16 protein-coding genes and 1 tRNA gene are annotated in these 26,777 nt (G+C 42.1%); 11 read left to right on the top strand and 6 right to left on the bottom strand.

The annotated features are described in order from the left end of the window. Window positions 1-10: 10 nt before the first annotated feature. From QYT14_RS03660 to mfd, 4 genes are all read right to left on the bottom strand, one after another. Entirely contained in the window at window positions 11-2,044 is a 2,034-nt protein-coding gene (locus QYT14_RS03660) for a polysaccharide lyase 8 family protein (RefSeq protein ID WP_288325180.1), read from the bottom strand. Between the two features lie 1,055 nt (window positions 2,045-3,099). Beyond that, a tRNA-His gene (locus QYT14_RS03655) sits at window positions 3,100-3,173 on the bottom strand. Between the two features lie 74 nt (window positions 3,174-3,247). Further along, on the bottom strand, window positions 3,248-4,324 hold the full coding sequence (locus QYT14_RS03650) for a CapA family protein (protein ID WP_237038322.1): 1,077 nt from the start codon (window positions 4,322-4,324) through the stop codon (window positions 3,248-3,250). Window positions 4,325-4,407: 83 nt separating this feature from the next. Beyond that, entirely contained in the window at window positions 4,408-7,773 is a 3,366-nt protein-coding gene (mfd, locus tag QYT14_RS03645; protein ID WP_288325181.1) for a transcription-repair coupling factor, read from the bottom strand. A gap of 107 nt (window positions 7,774-7,880) precedes the next feature. Here mfd and QYT14_RS03640 point away from each other — a divergent pair, with 107 nt between their 5' ends. Further along, window positions 7,881-9,065, top strand: a complete 1,185-nt coding sequence (locus tag QYT14_RS03640) for a DUF418 domain-containing protein (protein WP_288325182.1) — start codon at window positions 7,881-7,883, stop codon at window positions 9,063-9,065. A 52-nt stretch (window positions 9,066-9,117) separates the two neighbouring features. Then, window positions 9,118-11,322, top strand: a complete 2,205-nt coding sequence (locus tag QYT14_RS03635; RefSeq protein WP_288325183.1) for a tetratricopeptide repeat protein — start codon at window positions 9,118-9,120, stop codon at window positions 11,320-11,322. On the opposite strand, the gene QYT14_RS03630 is transcribed toward QYT14_RS03635, so the two are convergent. After that, window positions 11,314-12,135: a hypothetical protein gene (locus QYT14_RS03630; RefSeq protein ID WP_237038326.1), complete on the bottom strand. Its 822-nt coding sequence runs from the start codon at window positions 12,133-12,135 to the stop codon at window positions 11,314-11,316. The two genes, QYT14_RS03635 and QYT14_RS03630, sit on opposite strands and share 9 nt — an antisense overlap. Window positions 12,136-12,263: 128 nt before the next feature. Between QYT14_RS03630 and aspT the strand changes: the two genes are divergently transcribed. Then, window positions 12,264-13,961, top strand: coding sequence for an aspartate-alanine antiporter (gene aspT, locus QYT14_RS03625; RefSeq protein WP_237038327.1), 1,698 nt, complete (start codon window positions 12,264-12,266; stop codon window positions 13,959-13,961). Window positions 13,962-13,982: 21 nt separating this feature from the next. After that, window positions 13,983-15,626: a bifunctional aspartate transaminase/aspartate 4-decarboxylase gene (locus QYT14_RS03620; RefSeq protein WP_237038328.1), complete on the top strand. Its 1,644-nt coding sequence runs from the start codon at window positions 13,983-13,985 to the stop codon at window positions 15,624-15,626. Between the two features lie 151 nt (window positions 15,627-15,777). On the opposite strand, the gene QYT14_RS03615 is transcribed toward QYT14_RS03620, so the two are convergent. Next, window positions 15,778-17,394 (bottom strand): ATP-binding cassette domain-containing protein, encoded by a 1,617-nt coding sequence (locus tag QYT14_RS03615; protein WP_237038329.1) that lies wholly within the window; start codon window positions 17,392-17,394, stop codon window positions 15,778-15,780. Between the two features lie 179 nt (window positions 17,395-17,573). On the opposite strand from QYT14_RS03615, the gene grpE reads away from it, so the two are divergent. From grpE to QYT14_RS03580, 7 genes are all read left to right on the top strand, one after another. Further along, window positions 17,574-18,197, top strand: a complete 624-nt coding sequence (grpE, locus tag QYT14_RS03610) for a nucleotide exchange factor GrpE (RefSeq protein WP_237038330.1) — start codon at window positions 17,574-17,576, stop codon at window positions 18,195-18,197. A gap of 19 nt (window positions 18,198-18,216) precedes the next feature. Then, on the top strand, window positions 18,217-19,392 hold the full coding sequence (gene dnaJ / locus QYT14_RS03605; RefSeq protein ID WP_237038331.1) for a molecular chaperone DnaJ: 1,176 nt from the start codon (window positions 18,217-18,219) through the stop codon (window positions 19,390-19,392). 155 nt (window positions 19,393-19,547) lie between these two features. Beyond that, the gene (locus tag QYT14_RS03600; protein WP_288325185.1) at window positions 19,548-20,834 is read left to right on the top strand and encodes a folylpolyglutamate synthase/dihydrofolate synthase family protein; all 1,287 of its coding nucleotides are present in this window, start codon (window positions 19,548-19,550) and stop codon (window positions 20,832-20,834) included. A gap of 94 nt (window positions 20,835-20,928) precedes the next feature. Next, window positions 20,929-22,023 carry an aldose epimerase family protein gene (locus QYT14_RS03595; RefSeq protein ID WP_288325186.1) on the top strand — a complete coding sequence of 365 codons (1,095 nt, stop codon included), beginning with the start codon at window positions 20,929-20,931 and terminating at the stop codon, window positions 22,021-22,023. 42 nt (window positions 22,024-22,065) lie between these two features. Next, a complete protein-coding gene (locus QYT14_RS03590; protein ID WP_237038334.1) occupies window positions 22,066-23,337 on the top strand; it encodes an MFS transporter in 1,272 nt (423 codons plus the stop codon). Window positions 23,338-23,378: 41 nt separating this feature from the next. Next, window positions 23,379-24,533: a galactokinase gene (gene galK / locus QYT14_RS03585; protein ID WP_237038335.1), complete on the top strand. Its 1,155-nt coding sequence runs from the start codon at window positions 23,379-23,381 to the stop codon at window positions 24,531-24,533. Window positions 24,534-24,638: 105 nt separating this feature from the next. Next, window positions 24,639-26,729: a TlpA disulfide reductase family protein gene (locus tag QYT14_RS03580; RefSeq protein ID WP_288325188.1), complete on the top strand. Its 2,091-nt coding sequence runs from the start codon at window positions 24,639-24,641 to the stop codon at window positions 26,727-26,729. The last annotated feature ends 48 nt before the right edge of the window (window positions 26,730-26,777 follow it).

Below are 26,777 nucleotides of genomic sequence, written 5' to 3'. Positions count from 1 at the left end.
CGCAATTTATTTATTTCGAAACTCTAAAAGGAGAGGATAACTTTATTTCCAGACCTCCCCATCCCCTCTCTACATAATAGATTCCCGGAAGAACTGCTTTAAAAGATATTCCTTCGACATTAAAACTTTCTGATTGATAAACAGCCATCCAATATCCTTCTCCACACGCCGGAGAAGAGACAACCTGAGCAACCTTATCATTTTTAATGACTCTAATCATCTTTGAATCAAACTCTTCCACATCTTTCTTTGTAGCAGCAGGAAGAACAATATACTGATAGGAAGCCCCCGACGGCTTCACACCATGACGCAAATGCAATGCCGCCACTTCTCCATGAAGAGTAGCAGGCGTATACATTCCCATAAAATCGCTCCAACGTCCCTCGCGTTCTTCCGATTGGACCACACACGTATCCCCGCCCAAAACGATATAACCGACAGCATCATGAAAGAAGCGCAAATCTTTTTGCCGGAACGCTTCTGTTCCTGTAATTGCACTCCATTTCTTCTTATTCCAAACATAAAGTTCTCCGTTCTTTGAACGCTGGTCTATAGAAGTCGTAACACACAACGTGGTATCCGAATGAATATCCGCTCCCAAACAGAAAACAAATTTATCGGCAAACAACCATGCCTTATACGCTTCCAGCCCATCACGGTTCAACTCCATAGCCGTCATTCCGATTTTTCCATTACTCAAGCCACCCACTAAATCGCTGTTATTCCCAGACCTTGTCACATTTACATTGGGAATCGGCGCAATATCCTCATACGAAGTGACACCCGGTATCTTCCGCCAGTCCCAGAAAGGAAATACTTCCAGGTACTCATCTCCCCGAACATAATAATAAGTTGCTCCGTCTCCCAAATAATATCCTTTCAGATTATCTTCATTTACCAGTTCCGTACCAATCACTCTACGAGAAGCCATTTTAACCGAAGACATCCAATCCTTACTACGATGAACCGTATAATCGGAATCATCAAAATGTTTATGACCTATCAATGTATTGCCATGCGCAGGAAAACCTTCCAATCCCATATCTTCAGCAGCAAAGGCCAAACTATATGCCTTATGTATCTGAGCATTATGAAAGAATTGCCGTCCCAACGAGCTGACATCCATATATCTGTTCCATATCACCCATCTATAACCTTTGTCAATCAGCGAAACTAATATTTCCCTCTGCTGTCCGGTGAACTCATAGCCGGTATCTTTGAACAACCGAAAGAAAAAACTCATCCCCGTGACAAAAGACAATCCGTAATTTCCGAATTGCTGCTGCGGGCCATGCTGGTGAAAACTCCAATCATCTTTAATGCCTTCTTTTCGCCCCAATACGATTTCCGATGCAATGGCATCCCTTGCAGCCTTCACTAAATCTGCATCATTTTGCAAAAGAGCCCGAATCAATACATTTCCGGCCAGCCATACTTTATTCTGTCCCGTCATCCCAAACTTAGCGTTCTCCATTACTGCCACAGCAGCCCGGCGTTCCTGTTCAGTCAGCTGTTCCTCCAATAAAATGAAAGCAGCCCCCAGTGTTTTAGGAATACCAATCTGGTTATACCACCAATTCAAGCAACGGGGCTTGGCATCAAACCAATATTTCAAAGCCAAATGAATTGCCTCTTTTACCTTTTCCGAATGATAATACTTTGTAGTTTCCGAGTAATATAGTTTTGACAGTTCCAATATTCGTTCCGCATGAAGTTTTGGTTCCCAACCCGAACGTTTGGTATCTGCATAATTAATGTCAGTCCACGAACCGTCTGTCGTCATTAATGCCAAATATCCGTCTATTTTCTTTAAATCAAAAGGATAAAGTTGGTGCAACTCCACCACCGCCTGATCGGACATTTCCTTTTCCGGTTTTATCTTTACCAAATCCGAAAGCAATGAATCCTGTTCTGCGGATGACGGTATCAACATCTGCCTATAATTCTCTTTTATCTGTTTCAATTCTTCGACTCCGGTAGCTTTACCCATCAAGACATGGAATAACAAGCTACAGATTAAGGTCAACTTTAAAGTATTGCTCATTGTTTTATTGCTATTATGCGTTTGAGGAACAAATTTAATGTATTTTTTCGATTCAACGATAAATTAAAATCTAAAATAAAGCCAATCCACGATTGATAACGATATGGGTGCTACCCACTTTGTTTCGGGCAAAGTTAGACCGAATGATTCAGCAACCTCTTTTTGTATATATCCAGACTCTTTTATTATTCTTTTCATTCGTGCTACAAGCGAAATTCTGTTTCTTCCTTCCTTCTTTCACTAACCATTGAAACGCCCTACCGGTGGGGGTTCCGATAGTGAATAGACATCTCGTCATCAGCCTCTCAGCCTCCTTTCATCCGTAAGGCAATGTACACTCTTTGTGTACTTAATGTGTACTTTTTGTGTACTTAATGTGTACTCTTTGTGTACTAATGTGTTTCTTGTGTACTCTTTGTGTACTTAATGTGTACTCTTTGTGTACTCTGTTTTTTGGTTGACTAGTTGAAGGCAGATTTGAAAAGACTTGGGCAGCACGGCTGAAACGAGGATGAAGGGATATCCTGTCATTCTTAACCGACTGATTCTGTGCATATTTGGATTAAAATGTAAGGATGAACGGAGAAAAAGGAATGACCGGATTAGTGAGAGGAAGGGTAATCCTATCTGCCTCTACATGAAAAACATGCCGAGCTTTTTAAAAAAGGTGCTGGAGTTTTTAGAAAACATACCGAGCTTTTTTGAAAACATCAAGGTCTTTTTTGCAACATTCAGTGTGAGCTGCCTATTTTTAAATGCGCATGTACGCATCGGTTCACACATACGGTGGCATAGGCCTGCACGTATATACGCGTAAGCCTACACGTACGTACGCATCGGGCTACACGTACGTACGCATAAGCCTATACATATATTATAATGACATCTTTGACTAAAGCATTCGATTTCGGATTGCCCCTTTAAATGTTTCTCAAATATTATATCCACATACTTTTTTGACTTGACCCAGAATTTCTGAAGAACTTCTCGTAAATCCCTTATATACAATAAAAAAAGAGGAAATTCTTATCGAATTTCCTCTTTTTGCGGGGGGGGGTGGCAGATGGGACTCGAACCCACGACATTCAGAACCACAATCTGACGCTCTAACCAACTGAACTACAGCCACCGTATTGGCTTTCCTTTCAAAAGCGATGCAAAGGTAAGGCTTTTTTTTATATCTGCAAACTTTTTGCCGAAAAATTATTCAAAAAAGTATTCTTTTACCCCTTTATTGTGTATACCAAACAGCTTTCTAGCTCTTATAAGGAAACGTTTCATCACACTAAGTTCCTCATTCTTAATCGGTTTATCAAGAAAAGAAGCCGGATAAAGCTCAAAGTTTTTTTTCCCACTTAAATTGGGACGTGAAGTCCAAACAAATGAATAATCACAGTTAATCAAACGAGTAATCCTGAAAATACGCTGCAATTCCAATTTCACCATAACTCCCCCATCCGTATCTTCCTTCGACATATTCGATATAAAATTGCCTAAAGAATAAGCAACCACATGCTTGGCGGGAGTATGCTTATCTTGTATGACCTCCATGGGTTGAAGCACATGAGGATGTGAGCCTATCACATGATCCACCCCCTGGGTTATCATCCAATCTGCCAGATCCCGTTCCGAACGCTCAGGTAATGAACGATATTCTATGCCCCAATGCATACACGCTATAATGACGTCGGGCATCATACGACGCGCCTTAAGAATATCTTTTTTTATTTGTTCCCTATCAATGTAGTTCACCACATTGGGCGGAGTAACTTCAATGCCGTTTGTCCCATAAGTATAATTAAGCAGAACGATGCGGAAATTATTCTTTTCTATCAATAAAGGATAATCCTCAGACCGCTTGTCTTTATTTATATAGGTACCCGCATGTGGAATATTTAAGGAGTCCAGCATGAAGACAGTGCGCTCCAATCCTCTTTTTCTTCGGTCAAGACAATGATTGTTCGCTGTGAGCAATACGTCAAAACCGGCCTCTTTGACAGCATACAAATATTCGTCGGGAGCACTAAAAGCCGGATAACCGCTATAGGGCTTGCCTCCCAATGTCACTTCCAGATTGGCAATGGCCAAATCTGCCGCACTTATCTCCTCTTTTACATGCTTGAAACACGAAGAATAGTCATACGATGATGTCCCCACACGAGCAGCCTCAATTTGTGCCTGATGCTGCATCAGGTCTCCTACGAACAACAAGGTTATTTTCTCTTGCGCAGTAAGCGAAAGACTAAAGCACAAACTGAACAGTATAAAAAGCTGTCGCATAAAAGAATACGGTTTAAACATTAATGACCGGCAAGATAAAGAGAATATTCGGAAACACCAAATATTCCGCTACGTCCCGCGTATCACAGGCTCACTATTTCTTGCAAAATGCTGACGGCCGTTTCTACTGTCTCCACATTCTTTATAACCATACTGCGTTTACCATTCTGCTCACGAAGATTACAATAATGGGGATTCTTACCCATATAATCAATCACTTTTCCAAAAGCTGCGCTCTGATAATAAGGGCTGTCAGGGTTACTCACAAAAAACAACGTCATCCGTCCGGCTTTCAGAAAAACCTTTTCTGCACCCAAGCGCTTTGCCATCCGGCGCAACGGAACAATGCGAAGCAATTCCTGACCTTCACGCGGAACCTTTCCGAAACGGTCTTCCAAACGGGATTTGAACGCAAGCACATCTTTATCCAGCTCCAAACCATCCAATTCACGATAGAGCAACATACGTTCGCTACTGCTGGGAATGTATTCATTGGGGAATAATAACTCCAAGTCACTTTCCACCAAGCACTCATCCACAAAGTTTTCGCCACTTATTTTCTCCTCACCTGCCGCTTGCAGCTCTTCGGCATAAAGGTCTGCAAATTCATCCTCTTTCAACTCTTTCACAGCCTCAGCCAGAATCTTCTGATACGTCTCGTATCCCAAATCAGCGATGAAACCGCTCTGTTCAGCGCCCAACATATTTCCCGCGCCACGAATATCCAAGTCTTGCATGGCAATGTGGATGCCGCTACCCAAATCACTAAAATTCTCTATAGCCTGCAGGCGGCGTTTAGCTTCGGGAGTCAACGAAGTGAGTGGAGGAGCCAATAAATAACAAAATGCCTTCTTATTGCTGCGTCCCACGCGTCCACGCATCTGATGCAAATCACTCAAGCCGAAATTCTGTGCCTGATTAATGATAATAGTGTTGGCATTGGGGATATCGATTCCACTTTCAATAATTGTAGTCGCCAACAACACATCATAATCATAGTTCACAAAGTCAAAGATTATCTTCTCTAGTTTCTCCGGCTCCATCTGTCCATGCCCGATACAAACACGGCAGTCCGGAATGTTCCGTTTAATCATAGCCTCCAGCTCCACCAAATTCTGGATTCTATTATTGACAAAAAACACCTGACCGTTACGACTCATCTCAAAGTTAATTGCTTCAGTAATAATCTCTTCATTGAACGTATGTACCTCAGTCTGGATAGGATAACGATTGGGAGGGGGAGTCTGTATCACAGAAAGGTCACGCGCTCCCATCAGTGAAAACTGCAACGTACGCGGAATAGGAGTAGCTGTCATGGTCAAGGTATCAACATTTACTTTTATCTGGCGAAGCTTTTCTTTCACACTGACTCCGAATTTCTGTTCTTCATCTATAATCAGCAGTCCTAAATCCTTGAATTTTATACTCTTACCGATAATCTTATGCGTACCGATCAAAATATTAATTTTACCGTCTTCCAGTTCTTTTACGATGCGCGAACTATCTTTTGCACTGCGGGCACGGCTCAAATAATCCACCTTACAAGGAAAATCTTTCAACCGTTCGCAAAAAGTCTGAAAGTGCTGATACGCCAATACGGTAGTCGGTACAAGTACCGCCACTTGTTTGTTGTCCGCCACAGCCTTAAAAGCAGCACGTACTGCAATTTCCGTTTTTCCAAAACCAACATCCCCGCACACCAAGCGGTCCATCGGACGTTCGCTTTCCATATCAGCTTTTACATCCTGAGTCGTTTTAAGTTGGTCGGGAGTATCTTCATAAATAAAGCTAGCCTCCAGCTCATGCTGCAAAAAGCTGTCAGGAGTATAACTGAAACCTTTCTCCTGCTTACGCTGAGAATATAACTTAATCAAGTCACGGGCTATATCTTTAATCTTAGTCTTGGTGCGTTCTTTCATTTTCTCCCAAGCCCCGGTTCCCAGTTTATTCAGGCGCGGAGTCTCTCCTTCTTTCCCTTTATACTTGGAAATCTTGTGTAAGGAATGAATGGATACAAAGACAACATCTTCATTTTGATAAACCAATTTGATAACCTCTTGTGTGGTATCACCGTTAGGAATACGCACCAATCCGGCAAACCTTCCCACTCCATGGTCAATGTGCACCACATAATCCCCCGGTTCAAATTGGCTCAACTCTTTTAGCGTCAATGCCACTTTGCCACTACGGGCCTTATCACTCCGAAGATTGTATTTATGAAAACGGTCGAATATTTGGTGGTCGGTGAAGAAACAGCTCCGCAGATTATTATCACTAAACCCTTCGTGCAAAGTCTTATTGACCGGAGTAAATGCTATTTTATCTCCTCGCTCCTCGAAAATGTCTTTCAGTCGATTTGCCTGCTTCTCACTGTCCGTACATATATATAATGTATAGCCTTGTTCCAAATAATCGGTAAACGTACTGCTTACCAAATCAAAATTCTTGTGGAAAATCGGTTGCGCACTTGTATCAAAGGTCAAGGTTGCCTGCGGAGTACCTGTAGGCTTATTTCCGAATTCTATTCTTTTGAACTCTACCGCACGGACTGTAAATTCGGCACCATCTATCAACTTTGTCTCCAGACTCATCAATTCTGTTTTCTCCCCCTCATAAGCGGCCAAGGCCTGTGGAGAAAGAGCCTCATCTCTGACGGATTGAATTCTTTCCCGTACCCACAAGAAATCTTTCATAGCCAATACAGCATCCCTTGATATAAACTCAAAAAAGGAAACGCCGCTTCCATCCGTTGATTTTGTCAGCTCCGGTACAATAGCCACGCTTTGTTTCTTTTCCTTCGAGAGCTGATTCTCAACTTCAAACGTACGGATACTGTCCACCTCATCGCCAAAGAAGTCTATACGATAAGGAAACTCTGAGGCAAAAGAAAAAACATCGATAATACTTCCTCTCACTGCATATTGTCCCGGTTCATACACATAATCCACATGCTCAAACCCATAGCCGGTAAGCACTTCTGCGATAAACTCGGTATCCACATGTTCACCCACACTCAGCTTCAATGTTTTATCAGTCAGTTCCTCTTGTGAAACAACCTTCTCGGCAAGAGCATCGGGATAGGTCACAATACACAGTGTATCACCTTTTTGCAAACGGCTCAATACTTCCGTACGGAGAATCTCATTGGCCGCATCCTTTTGTCCGTACTTGACGGCACGACGATATGAAGAAGGAAAGAATAAAATATTCTCTTCTCCATTTACTTGCGTCAAGTCATGATAAAAATAACCTGCCTCTTCCTGGTCGCCCAATATAAAGACAAACGTCTGTTTATTCTCTCTGATAAAGGAGGAAATAAATAAAGGTGCCGCTGAAGCATGTAATCCTCCCAGGAAAATAGTCCTCACCGAGGAATCTTCCAGTAACGCAGCCAAGCCCGCAGTATTCGGGTGTCCGGCATATATACGTTGTAATTCCGAAATGTCCATATCTTCGTTTAAGATGGGAACAAAATTAGAGAATTTTCTTTTTACTTCCTCTAATTATAACCAACTATTTAATATTTTGCCTACTTTTGCAACTCAATGCTTTAATCATGGAAACAAAAGTAATAAAAAACGCAATTAAAGGACACGCACGTATAGATGTAGCTGATGTGCTACGTGGATTAGCAGTAATGGGAATCATTATTCTGCATTCTATCGAACATTTCAATTTCTATTCATTTCCTGACACAGCCACTCAGAGTGACTGGCTTAACTTTACGGACAAAGCTATCTGGGATGGATTATTCTTCATGTTCGGAGGAAAAGCTTACGCTGTATTTGCTCTTCTGTTCGGCTTCAGTTTCTTTATTCAGAACGATAACCAACGTATGCGCGGTAATGATTTCCGGTTACGATTTTGCTGGCGACTCGTTCTTTTATTCCTGATAGGCAATATCAATGCCAGTTTCTTCACAGCCGAGGTGCTGGTACTTTACTCACTGGTCGGTTTTATCCTGCCGCTTACCTGCCGGCTAAAAGATAAATGGGTATTTCTTTTGGCTTGTGTACTACTGATTCAGCCCTTGCCTCTTTATTATGTAATACGTGCCTGTCTGGATTCGTCTTTTGTCACTCCGGCCATTCCCACCCGTAGTTTTTGGGATGCTACTTTTGCTGTACAAAGTCACGGTTCATTCCTGGAAACCGTCCGTGTGAATTTATGGGAAGGGCAAATAGCCAGCCTTGCCTGGGCATGGGACCATGGACGTGTATTCCAAACAGCAGCTTTGTTTTTGTTGGGTATGTTAATCGGACGACGCGGACTATTCCAAAAAGAGCACCTGAAGGTATGGAATAAAATACTTGCCGGTGCGCTTATCGCATTCTTTCCTTTATACGGATTAGGCAATATGTTGCCGACGTTCATTGTCAACAAATCAATATTGACCCCCTTGTTACTTATCATCACCTCGCTTTCTAACTTCTCATTTATGCTGGTATTGGTTTCGGGGGTTATTTTTGCATTCTATAATACGAACCTACACCATCTTTTAATGAAAATCACTCCTTATGGAAAAATGAGTCTTACCAACTATATTACTCAAAGCATAGTAGGTTCTATGCTATATTATAACTGGGGATTTGCTCTTCACAACCAGTTTGGTATCACCGTCAGTTGTCTGGCCGGTATCGCGTTCTTCATTTTGCAATTTACATTCTGCCGCTGGTGGATGAGTCATCATTCACATGGGCCGATGGAATATATATGGAAGCGTGCTACCTGGTTAAAATGAGAACTTAAAAGAGCTTTCGGTTGTTTTTACACATAAATAAACAATATAACTTATGACTAATATGTATGATGAAATAGAATACATCTTCAACTTACTCGAGCGTCATCGTTTGAAAGAAGCATTGGTACAAATCTATACAATTGCCACTCAATGTTCCAACTGGCAGTTGCGCACTGATGTAGAAGCACTGCAAACGACATACGATTTGATGTTGCAATACAATGCGAAAGGCATGAAAGATCCAAAACAAAAGGATATGTATAATAAAATATTCCGATCGGCCTACGAAATGGCAGAACGAACATATACCATGAAGAAAAGTACATCATCTTTTGCTTTATATTATGATTTGATACGCACTTATGAACATACTAAACCGCATACTCTTCCCGAACTACAAATGCAATTGGAAGCCTATACGGAAGATACAGCGACAGCTCCTCTGATTTACAGTGATGCCAATCGCCGTGAAAAAGAATTAGCAGGAATACGCGAACGTCATGAAAAAGCACTCAATGAGTTATTCGAAAGAACTTGGACTTCTTTATATTGGACGGAAGCCGAAGCTTTGGAAGCTCAGGCACTGCTTAATTCTCTTTTGGTACCGGTCAATGACCTTTGTGTCTTCATCAGTGCTATCACCATGAACCAATCCAAGATTTTCGATATACGGAAATTTATGCTACTCCTCGAAGCGTACAATCACCCTGACCCTATGGTGAACCAACGCGCTATCGTAGGTATAGTGATAACTATACTTTTCTATGAGCACCGTATCATGATGTATCCCGAAGCACGTGCAAAGCTCTCGTTACTCAATGAAGATGACGATTTTATCAAAAATCTGCATACCGTACAGATTCAATTGCTGCTTTCACGCGAAACACAGGAAATAGACAGGAAGATGCGGGAAGAAATCCTTCCTGAAATGATGAAAAGTCCGAATATCGGAAACTCCAACCGAATCGGATTAGATGAAGCAGAAGACTCTGACGATCTTAACCCGGAATGGGAAATTTGGATTGACAAATCGGGCATTAGTGACAAGTTGCGTGAAATGGGCGAATTACAAATGGAAGGAGCAGATGTTTATATGAGTACGTTCTCCCAACTAAAACAGTTCCCGTTTTTCCGCCAGATGTCACACTGGTTTTATCCTTTCGACCGCCAATTCCCCGATATCGTTTCTATGTTTGGAAATGATGAGGAAAAGGGAGTATCTCTATTGGACGTTATACTCAATAGTAATACCTTTTGCAGCTCTGATAAATATTCTTTCTGTTTCAGCTTAATACAAATGCCTGAACCACAAAAAAAGATGATGATACATCAGATGAACGAGCAAAGTTCTGTATCGCAAGAACAAATGGAACAGATAACAAAGCTAGCCAAGGCTACCGTGAAAAAAGAGAATATCAGCCGCCAGTATATTCATGATTTATATCGCTTCTTTAAATTATGGTCACGCCGTTCCGAAGAAAAAGACATCTTCGAAAATAGTTTTGAACTGTGGAATTATAACAGCCTTAAAAAAGCAATAACCCGGCCGGAAGAGCTGAAAAAGCTGGCAGATTATTTCTTTCAGAAAAATTATATGGAGGAGGCATTCCAACTCTACAGTATTCTGCTTGAAGAGAATAAAGCAAATTCCGAGCTATGGCAAAAAGCCGGTTATTCCCTCCAGAAAACGGGATGTTACAATGAGGCATTGGATTATTATAAACAGGCTGATATTATTGCCCCGGATACTTTATGGACCAATCGTCATTTAGCTTTATGCTATCAAAAGCTAGATATGCCTGAACAAGCACTGCAATACTTCAAAAAAATAGAAAGTGTTCAGCCCGACAACTTAAACCTGTCCTTGCAGATAGGCCAATGTCTGGTAGCTTTGAAAAGATACGAAGAGGCTTTAGGCTACTTCTTTAAAGTGGAATATCTGGAAAAGAATCCCAACAATGCACGCCGTGCTATCGGCTGGTGTTCATTTGTCATCGGCAAGTATGAAGAAGCACGTAAATATTATGATCTGCTGCTTCAGGCTCCCAAACCCAAAATGCAAGACTGGATGAATGCAGGGCATTTATACTATACATTGGGAAATACCGAAACAGCCATTCAGTATTATCAAAAAGCACGGAGCATGTGCGAAGACAGTGACTCGTTCCTTACTTTCTGTCTGGAAGACAAAGAATATCTTATCGAAAAAGGATTTTCGGAAGAGGATATCTACATCTTATTGGATGCGCTACTTTAATGATTTATAAGATAATTCGATACGGGATAGAAGTTTTGTGTAATTATACAGGACTTCTATCTTTATCGGAGATTCATCATCCAACCTATAATTAGCATGCACGTTATAAGTCTCGCTACCATGATTTATACAACGTCCGATATCATTGGGTAAAACCGTGTCTACCCTAAAATCTCCCAGGTTCAGTAAAAAATAGAAAAAGCCGTCCAAGCCGTCACTATCCATTACATAAGCCTGTATATTCAAATTTGCCCGATAATTAATGTGATTATCATAATTATAATAACTGTGACACACATAAGTACTGTCGTTTGATTCACGATGTGAAGTAATGGATTCCGTCAGTTTTCCATCATCGCCAAATATATATTTCGTACAGACGTGTTTCAAGAAATTCTTTTCTTCCACCCCAAAATAGTCCGACCTGATACACAGCGTATCAGCCCCATATTCATAAGTCGAAGTCTTAAAAGCATCCCACGTTTCCGCACCTCTTTTCAGCAAACAACGTGTACGACTTTCTATTGCCTTGCCTTTAGCCATTTTAAAAGTTACCGAGCAAAGCTTACTTCCCGAATGAAGGCAATCCATTTCTCCTACGGTTACCTTATCGCCTTCATATACTATCGGAGTATCACCATAACGTATTATTCTGCCGTCACTATCATACTCTATATCCGATATAACCTCTTCTTCTCCTGTCAGATCTGTTACTTTTGCTATAAGTGTTTCGTCTTTATTATCTTTACAACTCAAGTTTGCAAACAGTAAGAAGCTTACTACAATATATTTTACAATCGCTTCAATTTTCATACTCCAATCATCCTATCTGTGCAAATAAAACAAAAAATATTAGAACTATGCACAATTTGCATGATTTTAACTCAACTTCTTTTTCTCCCTTCTGTTGTAGACTGCAATTATAAAAGAAATAGGAATATATGGAATGGATAATACACCTGTTAAGACAACATTCGGAACTGGCAATTTTTCTCACTATTGCCGCAGGATTCTGGATTGGTAAAATAAAAGTAGGACAATTCAGTTTAGGAATTGTTACCAGCGTACTTTTAGTCGGAGTATTGGTAGGTCAACTCAACATCACCATTGAGGAACCTGTCAAATCCGTTTTCTTTCTGCTATTTTTATTTGCCATCGGTTACAAAGTAGGACCGCAATTCTTTCGCGGATTAAAAAAAGATGGTTTACCACAAGTGGGCTTTGCCGTTTTGATGTGTGTCGGCTGTTTGGTTATAACCTGGCTTTTAGCACTTATTATGGGCTATAATGCAGGCGAAGCAGCCGGGTTACTGGCAGGCGCACAGACCATTTCCGCAGTTATCGGAGTAGCGGACGACACCATCAATGGATTAAACATCAGTGCAGAGCAGAAAAGCAACATGATAAATATCATTCCCGTTGCTTATGCTGTTACTTATATTTACGGAACTGCAGGATCGGCGTGGGTACTCTCTTCCTTGGGTCCGAAAATGTTGGGCGGACTTGAAAAAGTGAAAGCTGCCTGTAAAGAATTGGAAGCCCAAATGGGAACCAGCGAAGCCGATGAACCCGGTTTTGAACACGCGCGTCGACCGGTCGTATTCCGTGCCTACAATATAGAAAACGATTGGTTTGGAAACGGCAAAACGGTAGAGCAACTCGAATCTTACTTTGTTTCACAAGGGAAAAGGCTGTTTGTTGAAAGGATGAGACATAATCATACTATCATCAACGAAATTCTGCCAGGACAATTATTACAAAAAGGTGACGAAGTAGTATTAAGCGGACGCCGTGAATTTGCTATAGGCGAAGAAGATTGGATTGGCGAAGAAATAATAGATCCCCAGTTACTTGATTTTCCTGTAGAGGTATTGCCGGTCATGATACATAAAAAGCCGTATGCCAACCGTAAACTTGAATTCATCCGCAAACAACCTTTCATGCACGGAGTAAGTGTAAGACGCATCAAACGTGCAGGCATCGATATTCCCGTATTTGCTCAAACGGTAATCGATTCGGGTGATACATTAGAATTGGTTGGATTGAAGAAAGAAGTAGAGACAGCTGCCAAGCAATTAGGATATATCGACCGCCCGACCAATGCTACCGATATGGTATTTGTCGGCATCGGCATCTTAATAGGAGGTATCATCGGTGCCTTAGCCATTCATATAGGCGGAGTCCCCATCAGCCTTAGCACCAGCGGAGGAGCACTGATTGCAGGTTTGGTATTCGGATGGTTACGCAGTAAACGCCCCACATTCGGACAAATACCCGAATCCTCTCTATGGGTGTTAAATAATGTAGGACTGAATATGTTTATAGCTGTAGTGGGAATCTCTGCAGGGCCCAGCTTCATTCAAGGATTAAAAGAAGTGGGACCGATGCTTTTTGTCATCGGTGTTCTTGCCACCTCATTGCCTCTGCTGTTGGGACTGATATTGGCCAGATATGTATTTCACTTCCACCCTGCACTGGCATTGGGATGTACAGCCGGAGCACGAACTACCACTGCTGCACTGGGAGCTATTCAGGAGGCTGTGGGTAGTGAAACCCCATCACTTGGCTATACAGTGACTTACGCTGTGGGAAATACCCTTCTCATTATTTGGGGAGTAGTCATTGTTTTATTAGTATAATCACCTAAACCTTATAACATTATGGAATATTTAAGCGATAAGAGCAGTGTAGCGAAAATGGACAAGAATCTGGAAAAGATTAGTCCCTTTGAGCTCAAGAACCGTTTGATAGAAATGGCAGATGAAAGTGTAAAGAAGATGGCGCACGTCATGCTGAATGCGGGAAGAGGAAATCCCAACTGGATTGCTACCGAAGCTCGTGAAGCCTTCTTCACCTTGGGGTCTTTCGCTATTGCAGAATCTCGACGTGTCATGGATATGCCGGAAGGAATAGCCGGTATTCCTCAAAAAGAAGGTATCGCCCAACGGTTTGAACTGTGGCTGAAGACCCATGAAGGCGAACCGGGAATTGACCTGCTGAAGCGTACTTATAATTATATGTTGATGGAACATGCCGTCGACCCTGATTCATTAGTACATGAGTGGGCCGACAGTATGGCAGGCGACCAATATCCAATGCCTGACCGTATCTTGAAGTATACAGAGATACTTGTACGCGACTACCTGAACCGGGAAATGTGTGACGGACGTCCCCCGCAAGGCAACTTTGATCTTTTTGCCACCGAAGGCGGTACGGCAGGCATGTGCTATGTATTCGATTCACTGGAAGAAAACTTCCTGCTACACCGTGGAGACAGTATCGCCTTGATGGTTCCTGCCTTTACTCCGTACATCGAAATACCCGAATTGGCGCGTTACGATTATGATGTACTGAATATCAGTGCCGACACGATGGACGAGAACGGCCTGCACACTTGGCAGTACAAAGTAGAGGATATCAACAAGTTGCGCGACCCGAAGTACAAAGCCCTGTTTGTAATCAACCCGAGCAATCCGCCCAGCTATGAACTGAACAAGGAATGTGTAGATGCCATCAAAGATGTAGTAAATCGTTGGAATCCGAACTTGATGATAGTAACAGATGATGTCTACGGTACTTTCGTTCCCGGATTTAGAAGCCTGCTGGCAGATTTACCGTTCAATACCATCTGCGTATATTCATTCTCGAAATATTTCGGAGCCACCGGATGGCGTATAGCCGTCAATGCCGTCCACGAGAATAATGTATTCGACAAACTAATTGCCGCTTTGCCCCGCAAACGTAAAAGCGAGCTTGCCAAGCGATACGGTTCTTTGACAACAGACGTGGAAAAGATGAAATTCATTGACCGCATGGTGGCCGACAGCCGACAGGTTGCTCTTAACCATACTGCCGGACTGTCACTTCCACAGCAGATGCAAATGTCATTGTTTGCTGCTTTCTCATTGCTCGACAAAGAGGATAAATATCGTCACGCCATGCTTCATCTGATTCATAGCCGACTGAAAGCATTATGGGATAATACTGGATTTATTTTACCCGATGACCCGCTTCGCGCCGGATATTATTCAGAAATAGATATGCTGGTATGGGCAAAGAAATTCTATGGCGATGACTTTGTCAATTATCTGAAGTCGACATATAATCCACTAAATGTGGTCTTCCGTCTGGCAACAGAAACCGGATTGGTGGTGTTGAACGGAGGAGGTTTTGACGGACCTGAATGGAGCGTACGAGTCTCTTTAGCTAATCTCAATGAGAAAGATTACATCAAGATAGGACTGAGTATTCGCAGAATCCTGAACGAATATGCCGAAACATGGAAGAATAAAAGCAAATCTTGACGGCTAATCAAAAAGCGGATAAAGAATCACCCTCGCCACAGATAGTTGTAGCGAGGGTGATTTCGATAAAAGGAGAGTTTCGACACATCTCCATGCTGATGAAAACAGCAGCCTATCTCTTTATCTTGAAAATGATTATCCTAGAAACATACTATGCTCCATACATACGTGCACGCATTTCCTTAATATGATCCGAAGTGATATATTCATCATATTCCATCATCTTGTCGATAATGCCATTCGGAGTTAATTCAATGATACGGTTAGCAACCGTTTCGATGAATTCATGGTCATGAGAAGCGAATAATATATTTCCCTTATAACTCTTCAAGTTATTATTGAAAGCCTGAATAGACTCCAAGTCCAAGTGGTTGGTCGGTGTATCAAGAATCAGACAGTTGGCATTGCGCAACTGCATACGGGCAATCATACAACGCATCTTCTCGCCTCCCGAAAGAACATTTACTTTTTTCAGCACTTCTTCACCCGAGAACAACATACGCCCCAAGAAACCTTTCATATAGACTTCATTTCCTTCACCAAACTGGCTTAACCAGTCTACCAGATTCAAGTCGCATTCAAAGAAATCAGTATTATCCAACGGCAAATAAGCGGTGGTTATTGTTACTCCCCAGTCGAATTTACCGGCTTGCGGCTTACGATTTCCGTTAATAATTTCAAAAAGAGCAGTCATGGCACGAGGGTCACGGCTCAAGAATACAATCTTATCCCCTTTTTCAACATTAAAGTTCACATCATTAAACAAGACCACTCCATCTTCTGTCTCGGCACGCAAACCCGATACTTCAAGAATTTGGTTTCCCGGTTCACGGTCGGGAGTAAAGATAATACCCGGATATTTACGAGAAGACGGTTTAATTTCTTCTACATTCAGTTTCTCCAACATTTTCTTGCGACTGGTAGTCTGTTTACTCTTGGCCACATTCGCACTAAAACGACGGATAAACTCTTCCAATTCCTTTTTCTTCTCTTCAGCTTTTGCCTTTTGGTTCTGCTGCTGACGAAGTGCCAACTGACTGGACTCATACCAGAAGCTATAGTTTCCGGCAAACAGATTCACCTTACCAAAATCAATATCAACCGTATGTGTACAAACAGAGTCAAGGAAGTGTCGGTCATGACTCACAACCAATACAGTGTGCTCAAAATTGGAAAGATATTCTTCCAACCATGTTACCGTTTCCATATCCAAGTCATTGGTCGGCTCATCAAGCAACAAGTTGTCCGGGTTTCCGTAAAGAGCTTGTGCCAACATGACACGCACCTTTTCTTTACCGCTCAAATCACCCATCTTCATATAATGCTTATCCTCCTTGATGCCAAGTCCACTCAGCAGCATAGCTGCATCACTCTCGGCATTCCAACCGTCCAACTCAGCAAACTTTTCTTCCAGTTCAGATACTTTCAAGCCATCCTCATCCGTAAAATCGGTCTTGGCATACAGTTCTTCACGCTGCTTCATAATATCCCATAACACTGTATGTCCCATCATAACCGTGTCCATCACGGTATATTCATCAAATTTAAAATGGTCCTGGCTCAATACGGACAGGCGTTCGCCCGGCCCCAATATCACAGACCCTTTAGTCGGCTCCAACTCGCCTGAAATTGCTTTCAGAAAAGTCGATTTTCCGGCACCGTTTGCACCGATTACTCCGTAAATATTGCCGTTGGTGAACTTCATATTCACATCATTATACAATACTCTTTTACCAAATTGAATGGCTAAGTTTGAAACTGTAATCATCCTTATATACCTTATTTATATGTTATTTCGATTTTTGAAAGTGCAAAGGTAGGCATTTTAATTCAGAAAAGTATGCCAGTGTGACATATTTTCCCTACTTTTGCAAAATATTTGAGTCGGGGAAACAAGTAGGCACGAAATTTGTTAGCAATAAATTAACCTAAAACCCCTGACTGATTATGAGTAAGAATAAGAAAAACAAAAAGTTTAATAAGAATATGAACCCAACAGAGAAGAACCAACCTCAGGATGAGGAAGTTTTGAGAAACCAAGAAAAGGCAGAAGAAGCTGTTCTTGACGAAGAGACTCAAAAGGAAGCAGCAGAAGAATTATCTGCTGAAGAGAAGGTGAACAAGGATTTGGCTGACGCTCAAAAGACCATAGAAGAGCAGCATGACAAGTATTTACGTCTTTCTGCCGAGTTCGACAATTACCGCAAACGTACCATGAAGGAAAAAGCGGAGTTAATTAAAAACGGAGGTGAAAAAACAATCTCCGCCATTCTGCCTATTCTGGATGATTTGGAACGTGCCGTGAAAACTTCAGAAACCTCGGACGACGTAAAAGCAATGCGCGAAGGCATCGAACTGATTTACAATAAATTCTTAAAGGTATTGAATCAGGAAGGACTTCAGAAAATAGAAACTGACGGCAAAGATTTTGATACCGATTATCACGAAGCCATCGCATTAGTTCCTGCGCCGTCTGAAGAACAAAAAGGAAAAATCCTGGACTGCGTTCAGACAGGCTATAAGCTGAATGACAAAGTAATCCGCCACGCCAAGGTAGTAGTGGCTCAATAAAATAGTATCATAAAACAACATGGCAAAAAGAGACTATTACGAAGTTCTGGAAGTGGACAAGACAGCCACTATTGATGTTATAAAGAAAGCATACCGCAAGAAAGCGATACAATATCATCCTGATAAAAATCCGGGAGATAAAGAAGCGGAAGAGAAATTCAAAGAAGCTGCCGAAGCATACGATGTACTGAGCAACCCTGACAAGCGCGCCCGTTACGACCAGTTCGGACATGCAGGCATGAGTGGAGCTGCCGGTGGCGGTTTCGAAGGATTCGGGCAAGGTATGTCTATGGACGATATTTTCTCTATGTTCGGCGATATATTCGGCGGACGTGGTGGAGGTTTCGGAGGCTTCAGCGGTTTCGGTGGAGGCGGACGTGCCTCTCAACGAAAATACCGTGGTTCGGACTTACGTGTCAAGGTCAAACTGAGCTTGAAAGAAATTTCTACGGGAGTAGAAAAGAAATTCAAATTAAAAAAATATGTGGCATGTGATCACTGCCACGGCTCAGGTGCCGAAGGAGAAGGAGGTACGGAAACGTGTCCTACTTGTCACGGAACAGGCAGTGTGACACGCACCCAACAAAGTATCTTCGGAATGGTGCAATCGCAAAGTGTATGCCCCCAATGTAACGGTGAAGGTAAAATCATCAAAAACAAATGTAAGGTTTGTTCGGGTGAGGGCATCGTATATGGCGAAGAAGTGGTGGAAGTAAAAATCCCTGCCGGAGTAGCCGAAGGTATGCAACTGACAGTAAACGGAAAAGGTAATGCCGGAAAACACAACGGAGTACCGGGTGATTTGCTTGTTGTCATTGAAGAAGAATCTCATCCCGACCTAATTCGTGATGAAAATGATTTGATATACAACTTGCTATTAAGTATCCCTACAGCTGCCTTGGGCGGAACTGTGGAAATCCCGACTATCGACAGTAAAGTAAAAGTAAAGATTGAAGCAGGAACCCAACCGGGCAAAGTGCTACGCTTGCGAGGTAAAGGATTGCCAAATGTAAACAGCTATGGATATAGCACAGGCACCGGTGATTTGTTGGTCAATGTCAGTGTATACGTACCCGAAACAATGAACAAAGAAGAAAAGCAAATCATGGAGAAGATGCAGGAATCTGACAACTTCAAACCGAACCTGAGCATTAAGGAGAAGATATTCAAGAAATTCAAGAACTTCTTTGATTAACTGCTTTATAGCCGTCGGGCCATGACTAAGATAACACTTTCATCCACCATAAAGATACGATACTTGCATCTTTACGGTGGATGGAAGTGTATTTTACCCTTATATCCGACCATTTTTGTCACACGCCATCATAACGGATAACAACTTTTACGATTATGACTTACGAAGAAACACTGGATTATTTATATAATAGTGCCCCCCTTTTCCAACATATAGGAAAGGATGCCTATAAAGAAGGATTAGAAAACACTTGTCTTTTAGATGAATATTTCGAACATCCTCATCGCAAATTTCGTACCATCCATGTAGCCGGCACCAATGGAAAAGGTTCATGTTCACACACATTAGCCGCAATCCTACAATCTGCAGGATATAAAACAGGACTCTATACTTCTCCTCACCTCATCGACTTTCGCGAACGAATCCGCATCAATGGAACTCCGGTTTCTCAAGAGTTTGTAATTGATTTTGTTAAAAAGCACCGTGCCTTCTTCGAGCCGCTCCACCCCTCTTTCTTTGAACTTACCACCGCTATGGCTTTCCATTATTTTGCTACCCAACAAGTAGATGTAGCTATTATTGAAGTGGGACTGGGCGGACGCTTGGACTGCACCAATATTATTCATCCCGACCTCTGTCTCATTACCAACATCAGTTTTGACCACGTACAGTTTCTCGGTAATACACTGGCAAAGATTGCCGGAGAGAAAGCCGGTATCATCAAAGAAAACACACCAGTCGTCATTGGCGAAACTACTCCCGAGACCAAACCGGTCTTTATTGAACGCGCACGGAAAGTTCATGCCCCTATCCTATTTGCCGAAGAAGAACATCTCTTACAAAGTTCCTCTGTGAACGAAACAGGCGAACGAATTTATCAGACAGCCGACTACACTGATTTAAAAGGGGAATTGGGAGGACTGTGCCAACTTAAAAACACGAACACACTGCTCTCCTCCATTCGCCAATTAAAAGAAATAGGCTACCACTTCAGCGAAGAGAATGTACGCGAAGGATTCGCCCATGTCTCAAAACTGACAGGCCTGATGGGACGTTGGCAGAAGTTAGAAGAACATCCTGCATTGGTATGCGACACCGGACACAATGTCGGAGGCATTTCCTACATCGTAGAACAATTGAGACATCAAAAATATGATCGCTTGCATGTCGTGATAGGCATGGTAAATGACAAAGATATCAGCGGAGTGCTCAGTATGCTACCCAAAGATGCCATTTATTATTTCACCCATGCCAGTGTACACCGAGCCCTGCCGGAAAATGACTTACAGGAATTGGCACAACAAGCTGGTTTACAAGGCCGGACTTATCCCAACGTAAAAGCAGCAGTAGAAGCAGCAAAACAACATTCTTGCGAAAATGACTTCATTTTTGTTGGCGGAAGCAGCTTTATCGTAGCTGATTTATTAAAATTTCACGTTTAGCGAGTTCACTTTTCCACAAAAAGTTTGGGAATACCGAAGAAAATCTTTTTATTTGCAATAGTTTTATACTTACTATAAAAAGATTTTCAATAATATGATAAACACATCAACTTCCGATGAGAATTTGTGCGGTCTGAAACGGGCCGACTTTCAAAAAACAGTAGATGGGAAACAAACAGACCTTTTCATACTAAAAAATGAAAATGGAGTTGAAATAGCTGTCACCAATTATGGTGGTGCTGTCTTGGCAATTATGGCTCCCGATAGAAACGGTAAATTTGCTAATGTCATCCAAGGGCATGATAGTATAGACCACGTAATCAACAGTCACGAACCTTTTCTGAGTACATTGGTAGGACGTTATGGAAATCGTATCGCAAACGGGAAATTCCTTTTAGAGGGTCAGGAATACTCACTGACAATCAATAACGGGCCAAACTCACTACACGGCGGACCAACCGGTTTCCACGCACGTGTTTGGGACGCAGAACAAGTCACTCCGCAAAGTTTAAAGCTACATTATTTATCTGCAGATGGCGAAGAAGGCTTCCCCGGAAATCTGGATGTAACTGTAGTTTATACACTGAGTAACCAGAATGAATTCATCATAACCTACTCAGCAGTAACAGATAAAACAACGTTAGTCAATCTCACTCACCACGGCTTTTTCAGCCTTTCAGGTATTGCCAATCCTACGGCAAGTGTTGAAAACAACATCGTAACCATTAATGCAGACTTTTATACTCCTATGAATAATGTATCTATTCCTACCGGCGAGATAGCCAAAGTAGAAGGTACACCGATGGATTTCCGCACTCCTCATGCCGTGGGTAGCCGCATTAATGATAAATTCGAACAATTAGAGTTTGGTGCCGGCTATGACCATTGCTACGTACTCAATAAACGCGAACAAGGAACGCTTAGCTTTGCCGCCAAATGTGTTGAACCCGAAAGCGGACGTAGCATGGAAGTTTACACCACCGAACCGGGTGTTCAAGTCTATACCGCCAACTGGCACAATGGTTTTGAAGGAGCTCACGGAGCTACTTTCCCTGCCAGAAGCGCTATCTGCTTTGAAGCACAGCACTTCCCTGACACTCCGAATAAAGGCCATTTCCCTTCTTGTGTATTAAAACCGGGAGAGGCATATACACAGATAACCGTCTATAAATTCGGCGTAGAAAAATAAGCAAAAACAATTTTAAAAATAAACATAAAGAACGATCTAACAATGGCTCAAAAAACAAAACAATGGGGTGCTATCATCATCATGATTGCCCTTTTTGCAATGATTGCCTTCGTGACTAACTTGTGTACACCTATGGCAACAATTATCAAAAACCAGGGACCAATTTCGAATGTGCTTGCACAGATTGGTAACTATGGTAACTTTATCGCTTACCTCGTAATGGGTATCCCCGCCGGTATGCTTATCTCCAAGTATGGCTATAAGAGAACAGCTCTTATCGGTCTTGTCGTAGGTAGTATAGGTATCCTTATCCAATGGATTAGCGGTCTGATGGATGTGGACAATAATCTCGGTCTCGTATTTACTGTTTACCTGATTGGTGCTTTCATCGCCGGTCTGTGTATGTGTATCCTTAACTGCGTGGTTAACCCTATGCTGAATCTCCTTGGAGGTGGTGGTAACAGCGGTAACCAGCTGATTCAGATTGGTGGTGTATTCAATTCTACCGCAGCTGTAGCTTGTTATATCCTGATGGGTGCCCTCATCGGTGATGCTGCAAAAGCCAAGATTTCTGATGCAACACCTGCCTTGATGATTGCACTTGCTATTTTTGTAGTGGCTTTCATCGTTATCTCATTTACTAAAATTGAAGAACCCAAACAAGCTCCCGTGCAGCTCGACCTTATCAAAGGCGCAATGAGCTACCGTCACTTTGCACTGGGTACTTTGGGTATTTTCGTATATATGGGTATCGAAGTAGGTGTACCTAACTTTGTACAACAGTACCTTATTAGTGACTACGGACTCCCCGCCAGTACGGTAGGTATGATTGTGGCAGTTTATTGGTTCATGATGCTGATTGGCCGCTTCGTAGGCGCCAGCATCGGTGAAAAAGTATCAAGCCGTACCATGATTACCGTTGTATCATCAGCTACTATCATTCTTGTTTTATTCGGTATGTTTGCACCTTCCATCAAAGTAGCTTTCCCCGGTGTGAATTGGGGTACCCTCCAAATTATTTGGGAAGAAATTCCTCTGGGCATCTTCTCATTCCTACTGGTAGGTCTTTGTACTTCAGTAATGTGGGGAGCTATTTTCAATATGGCAGTTGAAGGTCTTGGCAAGTACACAGCCATCGCTTCCGGTATCTTTATGACAATGGTATTCGGTTGTGCTGTGATGATGTTTATCCAAGCCACCGTTGCCGACCTCGTAGGCTATATTCAGAGCTTCTGGTGTGTAGTAGCTTGCGCTGTCTACCTGCTGTTCTACGCTCTTATCGGCAGCAAGGTTACAAGAAGAGAAGCAGAATAATAATAAATGCGATATATTAACCTTTAAATTATAGAATTATCATGGACATAGAATATGTAAGAAGTCGCTTCATCAAGCATTTTGATGGCACAACAGGTTCAGTATATGCTTCACCCGGCCGTATCAACCTCATTGGTGAACATACCGATTATAACGGTGGTTTCGTATTTCCGGGTGCTGTAGATAAAGGCATGATTGCTGAAATCAAACCTAACGGAACAGATAAAGTACGCGCTTACTCTATCGACCTGAAAGACTATGTAGAATTCGGTTTAAACGAAGAAGATGCCCCTAAAGCTAGTTGGGCAAGATATATCTTCGGAGTTTGCCGTGAAATGATTAAGCGTGGCGTAAACGTAAAAGGCTTTGATACTGCATTTGCGGGTGATGTGCCCTTGGGTGCCGGTATGTCTTCATCAGCTGCATTGGAAAGTACCTATGCTTTTGCCATCAATGATTTGTTTGGCGACAACAAAATAGATAAATTCGAATTGGCTAAAATAGGTCAGGCAACTGAACATAATTATTGTGGTGTAAACTGCGGTATCATGGACCAGTTTGCTTCTGTATTCGGTAAAGCAGGCAGTTTAATTCGTTTGGATTGCCGTTCATTGGAATACCAATATTTCCCATTCAAGCCGGAAGGATACCGTTTGGTATTGGTAGACTCTGTAGTCAAACACGAATTGGCATCATCTGCATACAACAAACGCCGTCAAAGCTGTGAAGCAGCTGTTGCTGCTATCCAAAAGAAGCATCCGCACGTAGAATTCTTGCGTGACTGTACAATGGAAATGTTGCAGGAAGCTAAAGCTGACATCAGCGAAGAAGACTACATGCGTGCAGAATATGTAATCGAAGAAATCCAACGTGTACTTGATGTTTGTGACGCATTGGAAAGAGGTGATTACGAAACTGTCGGCCAGAAAATGTACGAAACACACAATGGCATGAGCAAATTATATGAAGTTAGCTGCGAAGAACTTGACTTCTTAAATGATATCGCATTCGATTGCGGTGTTACCGGCTCACGTGTGATGGGCGGTGGCTTTGGCGGATGTACTATCAACTTAGTGAAGAATGAACTTTATGAAACATTCATCACTACCGCAAAAGAAAGATTCAAAGAAAAATTCGGTCGCAGCCCGAAAGTTTACGATGTAGTTATCAGCGACGGTTCTCGTAAATTAATCTAAATTCACGGATATGTGAACTTGACACAAAAGTCAAAATAAACTTAAATTAGCCGCCATTGAACAATGAAAATTAATGGCGGCTTTTTTCTAAAACAAAACTATATCATGAAAACATTATGCACATTATTGTTAGCTCTGGGAACCTTATGCTCCATACAAGCCCAAGAACGTAAAGTGAACCAGCCTCCGTTCATCGCCCGTAACACATCTACAGTAGAAATCAACCAAATCACCCTCTCTGACACCGCTACCGTTCTGGACATCAAAGCCTATTATCGTCCTCACTACTGGATTCGAATCAGTGGAGAAAGTTATCTGCTGGCTGATAACGGTGAAAAATTTCCCATCCGGTCGGGCAACGGCATTACCCTCGACAAAGAATTCTGGATGCCCGACAGCGGTGAGGCTACTTTCAGTCTGATATTCCCTACCCTGCCGGCTACCGTAAAGACCATAGACTTTATAGAAAGTGACTGCGAAGATTGCTACAAAGTATGGGGCATTCCTTTAAATGGGAAATTGCCTGAATTAGTGTTGCCGGAAGAGGTAACACAAAAAACGAACGCTATAGAAACATTACCCACTCCTCAATTGACAATGGGAAAGGCTACACTAAGTGGAAAACTTCTGGACTATAAACCAAACTATCAACTCAACTTGAATGCCTACCTTTGTGAGTTATTGACCGGTAATGAAAGCGAAATACCCATCGAAATCAAAGAAGACGGCAGCTTCTGTACAGTAATCGATCTCTCCGCTCCGACCAGCCTTGATTTAGTGATGGGAAGGGAGAAAATAAGCACACTATTTGTGGCTCCCGGAGAAGAAACAAAAGTTGTCATTAACTTACGGGAAATCAGCCGTTCGCAAAGCAAATTGCTGAAACAAAACCAACAGGAAGGAGAAAAGCTGTATTTCTCAGGTACAATGGCGCAACTCAACAAAACCCTGAACAGCAAATGGGCAACCGAATGGAAAGGAAAAGATTTTCTGAAAGATGTATATAATATGTCGGCGGAAGAATATAAAGCCTATTGCCTGAATAAATACCAAGACAGAAATTCAACCATACAAAACGCTAAAGAACTGGACAATGCATCCCGTCAACTGTTACTGATAGACAATAAATACCAATGCATCGCAGCACTTAACAGCATCGACTCAAATTTGATGAATGCACATATATATTATAGTGGGCTACCCGAAAGAGAAGCATACAAGAGCTATAAGGCCCCCGATTTGCCAGCCGACTATTATGACTATATAAGAACCATAGGAGCAATGAACAGCAATGAGATGCTTTACTGCAACGGCTATTCCAGAATGCTAAAATATTTAGGCTATGAAATACGCGTTCCATTGGACGGCAATATGAAAGACATATTCAGCTATGTTAGTTCGTCAGACCGGACTTCGGCCGAAGATGCAGCAGTCATCAAAGCATATAAAGACAGTATTGATGCAGGAAAAAGTGCCAAAGCATTAGCCGAAAAGATGCAGGATTTGAGAAAGAAATATGACCCGCTGTTCATGGAATACAGCAAGAAAGTACAAGAAGCCGGCATGAAAGTAGTGACCAACTATATGGGTACTGATAAAGGATTTTTCTTTGATATACGCAAAGCAATGAAATATGCCGAAAAAATCACCGACTTCCGACCGTTGACAGAAACCGATTTTCAGGAAATTCGCCAGATGGAAAACCCTTACTATCTGGAAAAACTGACTTCGATGAACAATAAGCTGATAGAAACGATTGAAGCCAACAAAAAGAAAACAGGGTTCACCGTCAACGAAACCGGTGAGGTAGCAAATGAAGATTTATTCGCATCCATCATCTCCAAGTTCAGAGGAAAAGTCGTGCTGGTAGATTTCTGGGCAACCTGGTGCGGCCCCTGCCAAATGGCAATGAAAAATATGAAGCCAATGAAAGAAGAATTGGCAGGCAAAGACATAGTATATTTATTCATTGCCGGTGAAAACTCGCCAAAAGAAACATGGGAAAACATGATTTCCGACATTCATGGAGAGCATTATCGCCTCACCAATGCACAATGGGCTTACATCAACAAACAATTCAGCATTCAGGGAGTGCCCACTTATATGATTATTGATAAAGAAGGAAGCATCAAAAATAAGTTTACCGGCTTCCCGGGAGTAGATACAGTAAAAAAACAATTGCTGGAACTTTTATAAATAAAACAAACCATAAACCATACCAGTTTGTTAGACCGAAAGATGAAA

Source organism: uncultured Phocaeicola sp. (genome assembly GCF_948499155.1).
In the GTDB taxonomy this organism is placed as follows: domain Bacteria; phylum Bacteroidota; class Bacteroidia; order Bacteroidales; family Bacteroidaceae; genus Phocaeicola; species Phocaeicola faecalis.
Note: the sequence above shows the minus strand (reverse complement) of the source record. Positions and strands in the feature narration are given on the sequence as shown.

Coding starts and splice junctions, on each gene's coding strand:
- QYT14_RS03660 (WP_288325180.1), bottom strand. CDS start 2,044: ATGAGCAATACTTTAAAGTTGACCTTAATCTGTAGCTTGTTATTCCAT.
- QYT14_RS03650 (WP_237038322.1), bottom strand. CDS start 4,324: ATGCGACAGCTTTTTATACTGTTCAGTTTGTGCTTTAGTCTTTCGCTT.
- mfd (WP_288325181.1), bottom strand. CDS start 7,773: ATGGACATTTCGGAATTACAACGTATATATGCCGGACACCCGAATACT.
- QYT14_RS03640 (WP_288325182.1), top strand. CDS start 7,881: ATGGAAACAAAAGTAATAAAAAACGCAATTAAAGGACACGCACGTATA.
- QYT14_RS03635 (WP_288325183.1), top strand. CDS start 9,118: ATGACTAATATGTATGATGAAATAGAATACATCTTCAACTTACTCGAG.
- QYT14_RS03630 (WP_237038326.1), bottom strand. CDS start 12,135: ATGAAAATTGAAGCGATTGTAAAATATATTGTAGTAAGCTTCTTACTG.
- aspT (WP_237038327.1), top strand. CDS start 12,264: ATGGAATGGATAATACACCTGTTAAGACAACATTCGGAACTGGCAATT.
- QYT14_RS03620 (WP_237038328.1), top strand. CDS start 13,983: ATGGAATATTTAAGCGATAAGAGCAGTGTAGCGAAAATGGACAAGAAT.
- QYT14_RS03615 (WP_237038329.1), bottom strand. CDS start 17,394: ATGATTACAGTTTCAAACTTAGCCATTCAATTTGGTAAAAGAGTATTG.
- grpE (WP_237038330.1), top strand. CDS start 17,574: ATGAGTAAGAATAAGAAAAACAAAAAGTTTAATAAGAATATGAACCCA.
- dnaJ (WP_237038331.1), top strand. CDS start 18,217: ATGGCAAAAAGAGACTATTACGAAGTTCTGGAAGTGGACAAGACAGCC.
- QYT14_RS03600 (WP_288325185.1), top strand. CDS start 19,548: ATGACTTACGAAGAAACACTGGATTATTTATATAATAGTGCCCCCCTT.
- QYT14_RS03595 (WP_288325186.1), top strand. CDS start 20,929: ATGATAAACACATCAACTTCCGATGAGAATTTGTGCGGTCTGAAACGG.
- QYT14_RS03590 (WP_237038334.1), top strand. CDS start 22,066: ATGGCTCAAAAAACAAAACAATGGGGTGCTATCATCATCATGATTGCC.
- galK (WP_237038335.1), top strand. CDS start 23,379: ATGGACATAGAATATGTAAGAAGTCGCTTCATCAAGCATTTTGATGGC.
- QYT14_RS03580 (WP_288325188.1), top strand. CDS start 24,639: ATGAAAACATTATGCACATTATTGTTAGCTCTGGGAACCTTATGCTCC.